This is a genomic window from Neoroseomonas lacus (assembly GCF_014644535.1).
In the GTDB taxonomy this organism is placed as follows: domain Bacteria; phylum Pseudomonadota; class Alphaproteobacteria; order Acetobacterales; family Acetobacteraceae; genus Neoroseomonas; species Neoroseomonas lacus.
This window is the reverse complement of record NZ_BMKW01000006.1, coordinates 19,813-34,386: the sequence shown is the minus strand read 5'-3', so window position 1 is coordinate 34,386 and position 14,574 is coordinate 19,813. Positions and strand designations below refer to the sequence as shown.

Here is a 14,574-nt window from a genome sequence, read left to right as displayed (position 1 = left end):
CGGTTCCCACGCTCCTGGATTGCACGGGATATGGAATTATTGAACAGGATCCCGCAGACCGGTGGGAGATGGGGGCGTGTGGTCCGGCCATTCTCACAGCAAATCTATCGGAAGCGATCCTGCCAGACCTTGGGCGTCACGCCGGTCACTCTGGAGAAGGTGCGTGTGAAATGGCTCTGGTCGGCAAACCCACAGGCGATGGCGATCGCAGCGATCGGAAGTGCCCCTTGGACTAGCAGCCTGGTTGCAGCATCGACCCGCGCCTTCAGGAGCCAACGATGCGGGGTCATCCCGGTCGCTTCGGCGAATTGCTGGGCGAAGTAGCTCGGCGTCAGGCCGCATTCGCGCGCGATCTCTGCAATAGTAAGTTTGCCATCAAGCTGGCTTTCGATTAGTTCCTTGGCACGCTTCAGGCGCCATTCCGAAAGCCCTCGCGCAGTGGTCCTGGGTTCCACACGTGCCCCGTAAGTCGTCGTCACGTGGACGCAGAACGCCGTGATCACATGGTCTAGAAAGAGGCGATTGACTTCGCGAGGTGAAGCCACTGCCGGCAACAGAACCTGCCCAATGTGGTGGATCGTCTCGTCAAAAACTCCTCGACCTGATGTGAAGTTCAGATCCTGGATACGTGCTAGCCCGGAGGCACGCGCCAACGCGTCAAAATACGCTCGCGGGATGTGAAAGTGCAGAAAGTCAAAGGGATCTTCTAACTTGGCTTCGACGCGATGCCGCAGATCAAAGAAGACGCTATTGTTCCGCGCCAGTTCTGTCTGTTGGGTGCTTCTTCCATCTAGCCAGAGCTCGCCACTCTGGTAGTTCATCAGCTCCAGCGAGAACGCGTAGCTCTCCTCGGCCGGCACTGGCTCGACGAACCCGAAATCGCGTCCGCCGGTGAGGCGCGCGATGGTCACAGCGCCCGCCGTCGTCTCGCCGGCCGTTATCGAAGACACGGCGCAGTGACCACGCCAATGGTCACTCAGATTCTCGCCATAGACTGCCTTCGGGCGCACCGGAACGCTGTCCCTCTCACTCGGCATGCTGAAGTTGGGACGATAGCATTGACGCGACTATCTCGCCCCAAAAGACATGTGCTGTGAACGCGAAAATGTCCAGACCTGACGGTTGGATTGGGCTGGACCCGGGATCGATCTGTCCGTCGAGGGCTCATAGGGCGCGTAGGCCGCCGCCGCCCAAGCGGATCCCTTCACTGCGTTACGCTGTGACGGTCGTGTACAGGTACCTCTATTCAGTATTTTACCGTCTCATCCGCCCTCGACACGGCGACGTTTCATGACGGCATTGTTGTCGTCGATCACTGGGGCAGCGCTCGCGGCTTGCAGCTTTCATCCCGGGTCGTTCCGAAGCGCTTCTCGCAACAGCGACGCACATCACAGTCTGAGGGTCTCGCCCCATGATTATTGTAGAAGCGCGCGGAAGACGGCGTGGTGACGCCTCCCACGGGCAACTCTCTGTCTCGGATCCACGACAGGACGGTGGCCGGCGCAACCTGAACGTCTAGCTCCTTCCGGATGGAATGAAGCTCGGTTGTGTGGCGACGCGGTACGGCACCTTCTGCATCGACACGGGACCATCCGGTAGAGCAACTCGATCGTCAGAAGCGCGGTTCGCTGCGACGCCCCGGCCATGCTGCAAGCACGCCCGGGTGACTCCCGCCGTGTCCCTGGTTCAGTCAGCGCCGTCAGGCCGCTCGAACCTGCGCACTCATCCGTGCCTTTGCCCTGCGTGCGATGCTTGCCGCGAACAACGGGGTCTCGCGCCCATTGTGGTCGCCGCCCGCTTCCTGTCGGGCCTTGGCCGCTGCCTCGAAGGTCATGCCGTGCTGTTCGAGGAACGCCATGAAGGCGTCGGTCGGATGCGACGTCACGCGATTGGTATAGCGCGTGCGTCCGCCCTCCAGGGGCTCCGCGAGCAGCTCCCAGATCACATTGACCTGGGTGCGCCCGTTCGGCGTGAAGACATCCGAAATCGAGTTCATCCGGCAGTAGGCCTTGCCATATTCCTCGGCAACGTAGTGCTGGATCACTAGGCCTGTGCCGATCATCTCGACATTGATGGACATCGGTCGGCCATCATCGGTGCGGGTGGTGCCACAGGAGATGTGGTCTGGCGGGCAGCAGCGCTGATACTCCGCCTCGGGCAAGCTAAAGAGCCACTCCGCGATGTCCAGTTGGTCCACTGGGATATCGATCTCGGCCGTGCAGGCGGAGAAGGACAGAATCGTGTCCGTTAGAACCTTCATGGTGTTTTCCTTTCGAAGTTAGTGTGCAAAGTCGACGCGGTGCCGACCCTGTGATGCCTGTCCGCGCAGCCTGGTACGTTGGCCGCTTCCGAAGTAGGTAGGATTCGCGATCATGGCTGACGCGCCTACGATGATCGGCTCACCTTGCGGTGCCGTAGTTCCGTGTGTTGTCCATTTGCCTGTCTGCCGAATGGCATGTGAGCAGCATCGGAAATCTCCTCGGATGGCGAGAGCGACTTTCTACGAAGGCGCCGACTGGATATTCCAACATTGATCGGGAGGTTTTCTGTTGGCACGAACGGCAAGCGCTTTGACAGATAGGTACCGATCACTTGCTGCATCGGCGCGGACCGCTTCAAGCGCGACGCCGCACACCAGGCGCCGACGGGGTGTGCGTGTCCCCAAGAGACAGCCTGCGGTAATGTCAGGAACTCGTCCTCACCCCCTGTGTTGGGCACGCTCGGCGCCCACTGCGCCGCGCGCTTTGAGCGACGTTTGGGGCACGACCAGTCCGGCAGGACTTGCACCGAGGAGCCTCACAGGTCGCGCTCGGCATGGCGCGGAAGGCGGCTCCCCGTGACACACAACAAGTGTCCGGACGACCCACCTGGCGTGCAACGTGCCTTGAAACGGGATGACCTGAAGCGAGCGGCGGCTGGAGATGATCGTCATCAACTGCGGCGTAGAGGAAGCCGCGTCGCAGCTCGTGCTGCGCTCGAAGACGATCACTGAGCCGCGGACAGAATGATCTTACCAAACGCGTCGCCGCTCTCCATACGGCGATGCGCCCCCGCGGCATCCGCCATGGGGAATACGCTGTCGATCACAGGGCTCAGCGCACCCGTCGAAAGTGCCTCGTACCAACGTTCCCTGAAGCGCCGGGTCATCGCGTGCTTGACGGCTGCGGTTCGTGATTTCATCACAGTGCCAATGATCCGAATGTGCCTGAAGAGGATGATTTCGAGCGGGATCTTTGCCTCCCCACCGCCCATGAGGCCGACCTGGATCAACCGGCCGCCGGCGGCGAGGGATCGAATGTTCCGCTCGATGTAGGGTGCGCCGATAAAGTCGATGATCACATCGAGACCGCGACCATCAGTCTCCTTGGCAGCCACCTCGGCGAAGTCCTGGTTGCGATGATCGATGGCGATGTCGGCTCCCAGCTCCCGCACGCGATCCAACTTGCCGGCTTGCGCTGTCGCAAGAACTCGCGCCCCCGCGGCATGGGCAAGCTGCACCGCCGCGGAGCCAACGCCGCCCGACGCCGCGTGGATCAGCACGGACTCTCCGGGTTGCAGATCCGCCAAATGAAAGAGCGCTTCATGTGCCGTGATAAAGACTTCGGGGATCGCGGCTGCCTGAATGAAACTCAGATTCGGCGGCACCGGCATGGCCATGCGATGGTCGATGCGTGCAATTTCTGCATAGCCGCCACCTCCGGTCACGGCCATGACCCTGTCGCCCAGAGCGAAGCCCGCAGCCTCAGGACCGATCGCGATGACTTCGCCGGCAACTTCCAAGCCCATGATGGTTGAGTCTCCGAAGTCGGCTCGACCATACCCACCGCGGCGTTGCGTCAGATCCGCGCGGTTAACGCCAGCGGCGCGCACGCGCACGAGCAGGTCCGCGGGCCGCAGCACCGGCTCTGGCGACTCGGCGATACGCAACACGTCCGCATCCCCGAACTCGTCGATTTGTATTGCTTTCACGATGGCTTCTCCTTGCCCGATGACGACCAGGTGACGTCACACTTGGCTGATGAACTTGGTGACGAGGTAGCTCTCGATACCCTCCTCGCCACCCTCGGAGCCGTAGCCGCTTTCCTGCATTCCGCCGAACGGCAGCTCGGACACAATCATGTTGAAGTGATTGATGCCGATCATGCCGGCCTCGAAGCCATCGCCCACGGCAATGGCAGTGCGTGCATTCGTCGTGAAAGCATAGGCGCCCAGGGCATAGGGAAGCCGGTTCGCTTCAGCCAATCCATCCTCGATGGTGTCGAATGGACGCAGCACGGCGATGGGTCCGAAAGGCTCCTCGTGCATGATGCGCGCGTGCATCGGCACGTCTGCGAGTACGGTGGGGGCATAGAAGAAGCCGTCACGTGCGAGCCGCCGGCCGCCGGTGAGCAATGTCGCGCCATGGGCCAGTGCGTCTTCAACAAGCGCCTGGACCTTAGCCACCTGACGCTGGTTGCCGAGCGGGCCGACCTGCGTTGCCGGATCGAGTCCGTCTCCGACCACCAGCGCTTCGGCCGCAGCCACGAAGCGTTGGGCGAACGCAGCGTAGCTTGCGCGTTGCACCAGGAACCGGGTTGAGGAGATGCAGATCTGACCCGTCCCACGGAAACGATTCGCCGCACCGAGCCGCGCGGCCTCATCGAGATCGGCATCGTCAAAGACGAGCACCGGGCCGTGACCGCCAAGTTCGAGCGTGATGGGCTTCACGCCGGATGCTGCCTGCGCTGCCAGCAACTTGCCGACAGGCACCGACCCGGTGAAGGTCGCCTTGCGAATGACCGGTGATGCCAACAGTTGCGAGGAGATCGCTGACGGATCACCAAACACCATCTGCAGTACACCCTTCGGCAGCCCAGCATCGTCCAGTGCGCGGGCGATTCCCAGGGCGGTGGCCGGGCATTCCTCGGCGGGCTTGATGATGACGGAGCAACCCGCGGCCAATGCGGCGGAAAGTTTCCGAGCCGGCGTGATGCCAGGGAAGTTCCAAGGCGTGAACGCCGCCACTGGCCCGATCGCTTGGCGCTTCACAAATTGCTGGACCCCGGGACGTCGGGCAGGCACGACGCGGCCATAGGTTCGCTTGCCCTGCTCGGCGAACCACTCGAAGTAGTCGGCAGCGCTGGCGATCTCGTACTTGGCTTCGGCCAGGGGCTTGCCCTCTTCCGTCGTCATCAGCCACTCGAGATGAGCGGTACGTTCGCGGATCAGGTCCGCGGCGCGCTTCAGGATCTTGGCGCGCTCATAAGGCGGAGTGGCACTCCAGCTTCGAAAGCTCCCCTCGGCGACCTCCAGGGCGTGATCGATTTCCACGGCAGTCGCGTGCGGCACATGGCCAATGACTTGACCCGTCGCAGGATTGATCACGGGCGACGTCGAGCGTCCGGCCGCTCCGATCCACTCGCCTCCGATGAAGAGGTAAAGGTCATCATAGCAGCTGGCCGTGTGGGCAGGAGCGATGGCGTTCATGCTGGATGTCGTCCGACGTGGGGAGACGGGCCGGCCAGACGCACTGGCCGGGTCCACCCGGATTGAATCAAGAGGGGCGAGGGTGCCTTCGGACGAAATCGCCCGTCAGGCGGCTGTCAAAGTCTTGGCTGCTGCGATTCTGCGGATCGGCCGCTGCAGACCGAGATTGCTGCGCAGCGTCAGTCCCTCATAATCCATGTGGAACACGCCTCGCTGCTGCAGCAAGGGCACGACGAGATCGACGAAGTCGTTCAAGCCGCGAGGAAGAAGCGGTAGCGTGATCATGAAGCCGTCGCAGGCCTTGGACGTGAACCACTCCGTCATGGCCGCGGCGATCTGCTCTGGGTCGCCCTTGATCATATTGCCGCCCATCTGCGGCAGGATGCGTTCGTACGCCTGCCGGATCGTCAGGCCCTCGCGAAGCGCCATCTGCTGGATCGATGTGCCGATTCCCGTGCCACCGACTGACTGCACTGCAACGTCCGGAACAGGTCCATCCAGCGGATAGCCAGACAGGTCCGCACCGATCATCTTGGACAAGTAGGCAACGCCCAGCGTCGGCGAGATGAGCGACTGAAGCTCGTCGAAAAGCGCCTCCGCCTCCGCTGCTGTACGGCCGACCAGGACGCTCAGCGCCGGCAGCAATTTGAGTTGATCGGGCGATCGACCGTACTTTCCCATGCGTCCCTTGATGTCGGCGTAGAGAGATTGCCCCTCCTGCATGCTGGCGACGGACATGAAGAGCGCGTCTGATCCATAGGCGGCCAGTTCCTTGCCGGCTTCGGATTGTCCCGCCGAGAATACGACCGGATGCCCCTGCGGCGGCCGCACCATGTTGAGCGGGCCCTTGACCGCGAAGTGCTCGCCGCGATGATTGAGGACCTGTACGCCGGCAGGATCGAGATATCGTCCCGTGGTCTTGTCCTGGATGAAGGCGTTCTCATCCCAGCTGTCCCAAAGGCCTCGCACGACGTCGAGGAACTCGCGTGCCCGCCCGTAGCGCGTGTCGCGCGCGACATGCTCGCTGTGGCTGAAATTGAGCGCGTCCTCCGCGTTGGACGTCGTGACCAGATTCCAGGCCGCTCGCCCACCGCTCAAGTGGTCGAGGGATCCAAACTTCCGCGCGAGGGTATAGGGCTCCTCATAGGTCGTGGTCGCTGTGCCGACGAAGCCGATCCGGCTCGTATGCTGAGACAGCGCCGCGTAGAGGGTCACAGGCTCGAACACGGAGGGCCGGTCGGACGGGCTGTTGGCTGCGAAGAGCTCGGGTTTGTCCATCTGACGGACGCCGTTGCCGTCTGCCATGAACATCATGTGCAGCTTGCCGCGCTCGGCCGTCTTCGCGAACTCAATCGAGTTGGACAGCTGCATCATGCTGAGCGGCCAGGCATCCGGATGACGCCAACCGCCAAGATGGCCGCCCAGGGCACCACCAATTGCACCCAGTATCATCATGTCTTCGCTCCAATGCCTCTGGCACCGCCCATACCGATGCGGCCGTCCTGGTCGGGCTCGATCGTCAGCCGGTGATGATCGCTTTGATGTAGGTGTCCTTCTTGATCACCTGACGCCCGCGGAACTCGTAGATGTCGACGCCGAACCACTGCTTGCGGACGCCATCGGGGCCTGTCGCCGTGCGGTGCCACTGCGTCACCGCCTGCGTGTCGCTTATGACCAGCGGTGCGGCGCGCGCCTTCCACGCCACGTCCGGCGATTCGGCGAAGATCTTCTCGAAGTATCCGCGAACCTGTTCGGGGCCAGTATAGGTGTCGCCGGCAAGATCACCGACGGCATTGATGAACACGCCGTCTTCGGCGAAATGCGCGGCGATGCCCGCCGCGTCATGCGCAATGAAGGCCTTCCCCACCTCGGCCATCAGTTCAATGACATGGGGTGTCTTGGTCTCGGACATGGGCTTCTCCTGTTGGAACGACGTGTTGCGCAGTTCAGACTTTGTCGCGAAGGCCGAGGCGCTGAATGATGGGGCCCCAACGCGCATTCTCGGCGGCGATCATGGCGCCAAGATCGGCTGCGCTGCCGCCGAGCGGGGTCAGGCCATGAGGGGCAAATGCGGCCGAAACGGCGGGATCTCGCAGCGCCGCGTTTGCCTCGGTGTTGAAGCGGGCAAGGATCTGCTCCGACGTGCCCGCTGGCGCGAAGAAAGAGAACCAGCCGCGCACGTCGTATCCGGGGTAGCCTTGTTCGGCGACGGTCGGGACCTCGGGCAGCAGCGGATATCGCTGCGGCGTGGTGACGGCGAGTGCCCGTACCGCGCCTGAACGGATATGCGGCAGGATCGTCAAGGTGGTCATGAGCACATCGAGGCGGCCCGCCATCAGATCCACATCGGACTGGACGCCAATCCGATAGGGAACGCTGTTCATCGTGATGCCGGAGAGCTGGGCCAGCAGTTCCATACCCAGGTGATTGATGTTTCCGGCGCCAAAGGTGCCGAAGTTCATCCCGCCCTGCTGGACCCTTGCAAGAGCGACGAACTCGGCGAGCGTGCGCGCCTGGCTGTCGGGTGGTACGACGATGATATAGGCATTCTCGGTCAGTGGAATGACCGGAACCAGCTGCTCGGGCCGATACGGGAGATTGCTGCGCAGCAGCGGATTGAGGCTGTGGCTCGTGCCCGTCCCAAGGAAGAGCGTTCGGCCGTCGGGCGGCGCCGTGGCTGCGATCTGGGCGCCGATCATCAGGTTTGCCCCGGGTCGATAGTCTGGCACCACAGGCACGCCGAGGGCGGCCGACATGCGGTCGCCGACGGACCGCGTCACCAAGTCGGCCGTACCGCCCGTCGAGTACGGGACGACGACACGGATGGGACCGGACACTGGCGTCTGTGCGCGCAACGTCGCGGGAGAAGCAAGGGCCATCCCTGCGAGGCTCATAGCGGCGCGTCGACCCAGCGAGCGTTGGGCGGTCAGGTTGGTCATAGCCCGAATCTCCTTTGCAAATCCGCCACGGCGGCCTGGAGTCGTGGTGCGACGACGCTCACCAGGTGTTCCGGCGTCATCGCGTAGATCGGACCGGCGGCCGTGATTGCCGTGAGCATGCCCGTCACCGGAACGCGATACGGGACGGCGATGGAATTCACATGCGGGTGCCAAAGCCCGAATGACCGGCAGTGGCCGAACTCTGCCATTTCGGCTGCGCCACGCGCCGCCTGTGCCACCAGGGCGGCCATCTCGTCCGGGCCATGGACTGACGCATCAGCAAGCAAACGCTCTCGCTCGAGGGGTGCGGCCACTGAAAGCATCGCCGACGCAGCCGCCGAATGCAGCATGGCCACGCGAGAACCCGTGCCAAGCGAAATCGCGATCGGCCCATCGGACCGGCAGTATTCGAAATAGGTCAATTCACCGCGGTCAGCATGAACAGCACCGACGCTGGCACCGGTATCCTTGACGACCCCCTGGAGTATTGGCCGCAACGTGACACGCAGGGAGGCGAAGTTTGTCACGCGCCCCGCCAGAACCAGCGCCGAGGGGCCAAGGCGAAAGCGCTGGGAGGCCGGGTCGGGTTCGAGGAAGCCCGTTTCGACAAGGGTATTCGTGGCCCTGGTGACGGTGGGCTTTGGCAGACCGGTTCGCGCCGCGAGTTCTGCATTGCCAAGCCATTCGTCGTCGGCGGCGAAGGCAAGCAGCACCTCCAGGCCACGCGCCATGGCGACGGTCACCTGTCCAGCTTCGGGCGTCTTGGTCGTCTTCATGCCCCCTATGTGCGCCAGCCTGGCCTCATCGTCAAATGGTTTTGGAATTCCATTTTCATTTTTTGAATCACAATGAGATCGTTGGTGCTGCGCATCAGGATCAACGTTCATGCGTCCGTCCCCCCTGAAGGTGACGCAGTTGCCGTACTGCTTCGGCTCCGAGGGCACTGCCGGCCTGCGCGACCGAGCGGCAAAGCCGCTTCCATGCCCGAAGGGCGAGGACGGTCGCGCTGATCGAGGGCCATGAACACCAGCGTCGACCCAGCCCTTCCATCGCGCACGAGCTGCGACATGCCGGGCCAACCGCCAGAATCACGCTGCCTGGCCTTGGTCTCAGCCGCCTTGCGGCGACGGGCCCAAAGCAAAGGCGAGAGGCGGTTGGAGCGCCAACAGCCGAATGCCCCAGAGCCCCATGACTGATGCCGCGCTTCAGGTGATCAACCGTCACGTCCAGACGCAGCGTGGGTGGCCGATCCGCTCATCGACTGGACGCCGCCGCGAACATGGTGATCGTCGGTGCGTGTCCCAAAACCGACAAAAGGGCCTCAACCTTCCCTCTAGGCTGCACCATCGGCAACCGGGGATGCGGCGATGGGACAGTCCTTCTGGGAATCGGTGATCAGTTGCGACTTGGTCCTTCCCTATAGCGAGCCTTACGAGGATCTCGACACGATCCTGCCGCGCTATGTCGCGGCAGGCATCTCCTCAGTCTCCTTGTCACTCAGCGGCGACCGGCACGGCATCGAGCAGACGATGCGCCACCTCGCCATGGTCCGGGCCGGTATCCTTCGCGAGCCCGAGCGCTATCGCCTCGCTCTCTCCGTCCCTGACATCCGCCAGGCCAAGCGTGATGGCAAGCTGGCCATCCAGTTCAACTTCCAGGGCAGCAACGGCCTCGGCGGCGATGTGGAGATGGTCGAGGTGTACTACGCCCTTGGCGTGCGCCAGATGCTGCTCGCCTACAACAAGCGCAATGCCGCGGCGGATGGCTGCCTCGAGGAGAGCGATGCCGGCCTCAGCAGCTTCGGCCGCAGCCTGATCCGGCGGATGAACCAGGTCGGCATGATCGTTGATGCCACCCACACTGGCTATGCCTCGTGCCGCGACATCTTCGAATGTTCCACGACACCCGTCATCTTCAGCCATTCCAACGCCATCGCTGTCCACGGGCATGAACGGAACATCCCCGACGATCTGATCCGTGCCTGTGCCGGCTCCGGTGGCGTTATCGGCGTCACCGGCATCGGCAATTTCCTGAGCGAGGAGGGCACCGCCGAGGTCGCCGACATGCTGCGCCATATCCGCTATATCGCCGATAGCGTAGGACCCCAGCATGTCGCGATCGGCATCGACAACGTCTATTTCACCCGCGAGCACTACCGCAACTTCGCAAAGACACCGCATCGCTGGACCGGCCGCAAGGCATTGCGGCCGCCACCCTGGAACTACTTCGAGCCGGAGCAGATGCCGCAACTGGCAGATGCCCTCCTTGACAACGGCTTCAGCGAGACCGAGGCACGCGGCATCCTTGGCGAGAACTACCTGCGCGTGGCCGAGGGGATCTGGCAATGATCGCGCGACAGATGAGATCGCGTGGGCGCGGAGCGGCGCTGATCGCGGCGACGGTCGCGGCCTTCCTCGCGCAGCCGACGGCCTCCCAGACCCTGCGCATCGGCGTCGCCAGCGAAGCGACATCGCTGGACCCGCATTTCTACGACCTGACGCCGAACATGGAACTGGCGAAGCATATCTTCGGTTCCCTGACGCGCCTGACCGCCGCAGGCGAGCTGGTGGCTGACGTCGCCCTGGAGTGGACGAACATTGACGACCTGACGTGGGAGGTGACCCTGCGGTCCGGCGTCACGTTCCACAATGGCGGGCCGCTGACCGCCGACGATGTCGCCTTCTCCTACGAGCGCGCCCGCAACGTACCGGGCAGTCCGTCGAGCTTTCGCTGGTATCTGCAGGATATTAGCACGGTCGAGGTGCTCGATGAGCGGCGGCTTCGGCTGCGAACAAATGCACCGGCGCCGCTGCTCATGCACTCGCTGCGCTCCGTCGCCATCCTGTCCCGTGCGACGGCTGCCGCCGCGACGACAGCTGACTATGATTCAGGCGCAGCCACCATTGGCAGCGGCCCCTACCGCCTGGTGTCCCGCAGCCGCGGCAGCGCCATCGTCCTCGAGCGCAACCCGTCCTATGCCGGCAACAGACCAGAATGGCAGTCGGTTGTCATCAGGCCAATCGTCAACAATGGCGCACGTACCGCTGCCCTCCTGGCCGGCGATGTCGACATGATCAACTTCGTCAGCGGCGCTGATATCGAGACACTGCGGCGCCGCGACGACCTGCGATTGTCTTCGGCCCCCGGCGTACGTTTCTACTATTTGGGCCTTGATGTGGGGCGCAGCGAATCGCCCAACGTCACGGATGCGCAGGGTCGGCCATTGCCCAGCAATCCGCTCCAGGATGTGCGCGTCCGGCGGGCGATGTCCCTGGCGATCGACCGCGCGGCGTTGACCGAGCGTCTGCTGCATGGCCAGGCGGTACCGACGGTGTATCCGGCATTGCGGCCGCAGCCGGAGGTGCCGCGCGCGGACATCGCAGCGGCGCGACGCCTGATGCAGGAAGCCGGTCTGGCCGCAGGGTTCGACCTCGCTCTTTCGGGACCGAACAACCGCTACCCGCTCGACGCGCAGGTACTGCAGGCGGTAAGCCAGATGTGGACGCGCATCGGCATTCGCACACGGGTCGATGCCATGCCCTCGGCCATCTACTTCTCGCGTGCCGCACGGCATGAATTCAGCGCCACGCTGAGCGGTTCGCTTTCTGCGCGCAGCGAAGTGCTGACGCAGTTGCAGCGCATCCTGCATACGCAGGATCGACAGCGCGGGATCGGCTCGGGGAATTGGGGACAGTTCTCCGACAACCGCACCGATGCGTTGATCGACGAAGCCGGCCGTACCATCGATGAAGCCGCGCGGGAGGCGTTGGTGCGCCAGGTGGCCGACCGCGGGATCACCGACAAGCAGGCGATCATTCCTCTGTACTTCCCCATCAATACCTGGGGCACAAGGGCCGGCATCGCCTATAGCGTGCGGGAGGATGAATACACCTTGGCGATGGACGCGGTACGCCAGTGACGGTGCGCGCACCGCGTCGGCAGGGACGCATTCTGGTCGCCGGCGGCGGCATCGCCGGGTTGTGCACGGCGTGGGCGCTGACGCGACGTGGGTTTGCCGTGACGGTCATCGAGCAGGGCGACTTGCCGAATCCGCTCGGCTCGTCCTTCGACGAACACCGCATCATCCGGCACGCCTATGGCGAGATGCGGGGCTATGCCCGGTTGATCCCGCAGGCCTTCGCCGCCTGGGACGAGTTATGGTCAGACCTCGGCGCCGTCCACCTCGAACCGACGCCCTCAATTCACCTCCTGTCCAGCGGGCAAGAGAGCTGGATCGAGGCTGTAGCTGCGACCCAGGCCGAGGCGGGGCTGGCCCTGCGCGAGATCGATCCGGCCACCGCCCGTCGGTCATTTCCGATGCTGCGCGTCGAAGCCTTCGCGCGAATCCTGGAGGCGCAGGGTTCAGGGATCCTCTTTGCCTCGCGCATCGTCGAGGATCTGGTGCGCTGGCTCGCGCGACACGGCGCGCAGTTGCTGTCCCGCACGCGGGTCACCGCAATCGATCCGGTCAGGGGCACGGTGACCGCGGACGCCCGCGACTACGAAGCTGACCTGGTGGTCGTCGCCGCCGGAGCCTGGGTGGGGCGTCTTTTGCCGGCCTATGACAGAGCGGCGGTACCGTCGCGCCAGGCGGTGATCTATCTGGAGCCACCCGCCACGATGGCGGCGGCCTGGGCCGTCGCGCCAGTCATCATCTCCCGAGGTGCAAACGGGGCGTATATCCTGCCTCCGCGACAGGGCACGCGCCTGAAGATCGGCGACCACAGCTTTTCGCTGACCGGGGATCCCGATGCGCCGCGCGATGTCCGGACGGAGGATGTGGCGCGGCTGCATTCGGCCATCGCGGGAAACCTTCGTGACGCCGAAAGCTATAGGATCACGGACTGCCGCGCCTGCTACTACACGGTGACGGCGGATGAGCGCTTCATCGTGGAGCCGTTGGCGGAGTGCGGCTGGATCATCAGCGCCTGTTCCGGCCACGGCTTCAAGTTCGGTGCCCTGATGGGGCGTGCGGTGGCGCAGGCCATCGCTGGCGAGCGGTCGGCCGAGAGCGTGCCGAGCTGGGCGGGCGGCGGCGCACCCGCCAATCGCTGCGCCGTCATCACGGAAAACGTCCAAGGCGCCGCCGTTCCTGCTGCCGTTCCACCCGCGGCGTAATCCCGAAGCGCGTGCGATAGATCTGCGTGAAGTGGCTGGCACTGGCATAGCCAGTTGCAATCGCGATCTCGCCGATCGCCAACGGCGTCTGGCGCAGCAACACCCGCGCCCGCGACAGACGGACGTCCACCAAATGATCATGCACCGATCGGCCGAGATATTGCTGAAACAGGCGCTCCAGGTGACGACTCGACAGCCTGGCATTCGCTGCCAACGCCTGGAGCGTCAGCGGTTCGTGGGCATGGCCTTCGATATGCGCAAGCACGCGGGCCAGCGCACCATGCTCGACCGCATTGCGCGTGCCGGGATCAGACCTCTGTAATTGCGCGCCAGATCGATGCTCGGTGTGGAGCAGCCAGTCACCAACACGCGCGGAGAATGCCGCTCCGCGATCCTGCGCCAAGAGCGTCAGCATCAGGTCAAAGGTGGCGATGCCGCCCGCTGCCGTAACCGTGCTGCCGTCAATTTCGTGGACGGTCTGCTGTGGTGTCAGGTCCGGAAATGCCTCGAGCAAGGGTTCAATATGCTCCCAGTGGATTGTGAAGCGCCGGCCATGGAGCAGGCCCGCCTTCGCAAGAAGAAAGGCGCCGCCAGAGACACCGACCACCTGTACGCCATGGCGATGTGCGCGCCGCAGCCATTGCAGAACCCTCGCATTGTCATACAGCGCGGGATTGCCGGCTGCCGGGACGAAGATGCGTTCGAAAGCGGTGTGTTCCGAGGGCAGCGGCCCCGCCATGATGGCGACACCCGCCGTGCTCAGGACTGGGCCGGCCTCGGCCGCGATGATCTGCCACGCGTAGACATCCGACCCCTGCAGCGTGTTCGCGCTTCGCATCACCTCCACGATCGATGTGAACGAGGTCAGTCCGAAATCTGGCGTGAGAAGAATTCCGATCCGGGCCGTCATATGATCATTCTTCACTAGCCTCGTGCCCGCGCAAGGGTTCTCTGTTTGCGCGATGTTCGTTATCAAAGGCGTGGAGACAATGGAGGCGACTGGCCAACGGGAGCTTTGGCGCTTCTGTGGGTGAGGTTGGGCGGCGCACTG

The 14,574-nt window shown here is 63.8% G+C and carries 12 protein-coding genes; 3 read left to right on the top strand and 9 right to left on the bottom strand.

The genetic code is table 11. From position 1 onward, the window contains the following. Window positions 1-104 precede the first annotated feature (104 nt). The 8 genes from IEY36_RS12720 to IEY36_RS12685 all read right to left on the bottom strand — a co-directional run bounded on the left by IEY36_RS12720 (window position 105) and on the right by IEY36_RS12685 (window position 9,292). Window positions 105-911: a helix-turn-helix domain-containing protein gene (locus IEY36_RS12720; protein ID WP_188967456.1), complete on the bottom strand. Its 807-nt coding sequence runs from the start codon at window positions 909-911 to the stop codon at window positions 105-107. A 788-nt stretch (window positions 912-1,699) separates the two neighbouring features. Further along, the gene (locus tag IEY36_RS12715; protein WP_188967455.1) at window positions 1,700-2,260 is read right to left on the bottom strand and encodes a hypothetical protein; all 561 of its coding nucleotides are present in this window, start codon (window positions 2,258-2,260) and stop codon (window positions 1,700-1,702) included. 725 nt (window positions 2,261-2,985) lie between these two features. After that, window positions 2,986-3,969 carry an NAD(P)H-quinone oxidoreductase gene (locus IEY36_RS12710; protein WP_188967454.1) on the bottom strand — a complete coding sequence of 328 codons (984 nt, stop codon included), beginning with the start codon at window positions 3,967-3,969 and terminating at the stop codon, window positions 2,986-2,988. A gap of 36 nt (window positions 3,970-4,005) precedes the next feature. Beyond that, complete coding sequence (locus tag IEY36_RS12705; RefSeq protein ID WP_188967453.1) at window positions 4,006-5,466, bottom strand: NAD-dependent succinate-semialdehyde dehydrogenase; 1,461 nt, start codon at window positions 5,464-5,466, stop codon at window positions 4,006-4,008. Between the two features lie 105 nt (window positions 5,467-5,571). Beyond that, complete coding sequence (locus tag IEY36_RS12700; RefSeq protein ID WP_229681287.1) at window positions 5,572-6,921, bottom strand: LLM class flavin-dependent oxidoreductase; 1,350 nt, start codon at window positions 6,919-6,921, stop codon at window positions 5,572-5,574. A gap of 64 nt (window positions 6,922-6,985) precedes the next feature. After that, on the bottom strand, window positions 6,986-7,378 hold the full coding sequence (locus IEY36_RS12695; protein ID WP_188967452.1) for a nuclear transport factor 2 family protein: 393 nt from the start codon (window positions 7,376-7,378) through the stop codon (window positions 6,986-6,988). A 34-nt stretch (window positions 7,379-7,412) separates the two neighbouring features. After that, on the bottom strand, window positions 7,413-8,405 hold the full coding sequence (locus tag IEY36_RS12690; protein WP_188967451.1) for a Bug family tripartite tricarboxylate transporter substrate binding protein: 993 nt from the start codon (window positions 8,403-8,405) through the stop codon (window positions 7,413-7,415). Continuing rightward, window positions 8,402-9,292, bottom strand: a complete 891-nt coding sequence (locus IEY36_RS12685) for an IclR family transcriptional regulator (RefSeq protein ID WP_188967450.1) — start codon at window positions 9,290-9,292, stop codon at window positions 8,402-8,404. Before IEY36_RS12685 ends, IEY36_RS12690 begins: the two co-directional genes overlap by 4 nt. A gap of 480 nt (window positions 9,293-9,772) precedes the next feature. Here IEY36_RS12685 and IEY36_RS12680 point away from each other — a divergent pair, with 480 nt between their 5' ends. From IEY36_RS12680 to IEY36_RS12670, 3 genes are all read left to right on the top strand, one after another. Then, window positions 9,773-10,753 (top strand): dipeptidase, encoded by a 981-nt coding sequence (locus tag IEY36_RS12680; protein ID WP_188967449.1) that lies wholly within the window; start codon window positions 9,773-9,775, stop codon window positions 10,751-10,753. 158 nt (window positions 10,754-10,911) lie between these two features. Continuing rightward, the gene (locus IEY36_RS12675) at window positions 10,912-12,324 is read left to right on the top strand and encodes an ABC transporter substrate-binding protein (protein ID WP_188967448.1); all 1,413 of its coding nucleotides are present in this window, start codon (window positions 10,912-10,914) and stop codon (window positions 12,322-12,324) included. Beyond that, window positions 12,321-13,523, top strand: coding sequence for an NAD(P)/FAD-dependent oxidoreductase (locus IEY36_RS12670; RefSeq protein WP_308423153.1), 1,203 nt, complete (start codon window positions 12,321-12,323; stop codon window positions 13,521-13,523). Before IEY36_RS12675 ends, IEY36_RS12670 begins: the two co-directional genes overlap by 4 nt. Here the strand turns inward: IEY36_RS12670 and IEY36_RS12665 are convergent. Then, complete coding sequence (locus IEY36_RS12665) at window positions 13,468-14,433, bottom strand: GlxA family transcriptional regulator (protein ID WP_188967446.1); 966 nt, start codon at window positions 14,431-14,433, stop codon at window positions 13,468-13,470. The genes IEY36_RS12670 and IEY36_RS12665 overlap by 56 nt on opposite strands. Between the last annotated feature and the right edge of the window lie 141 nt (window positions 14,434-14,574).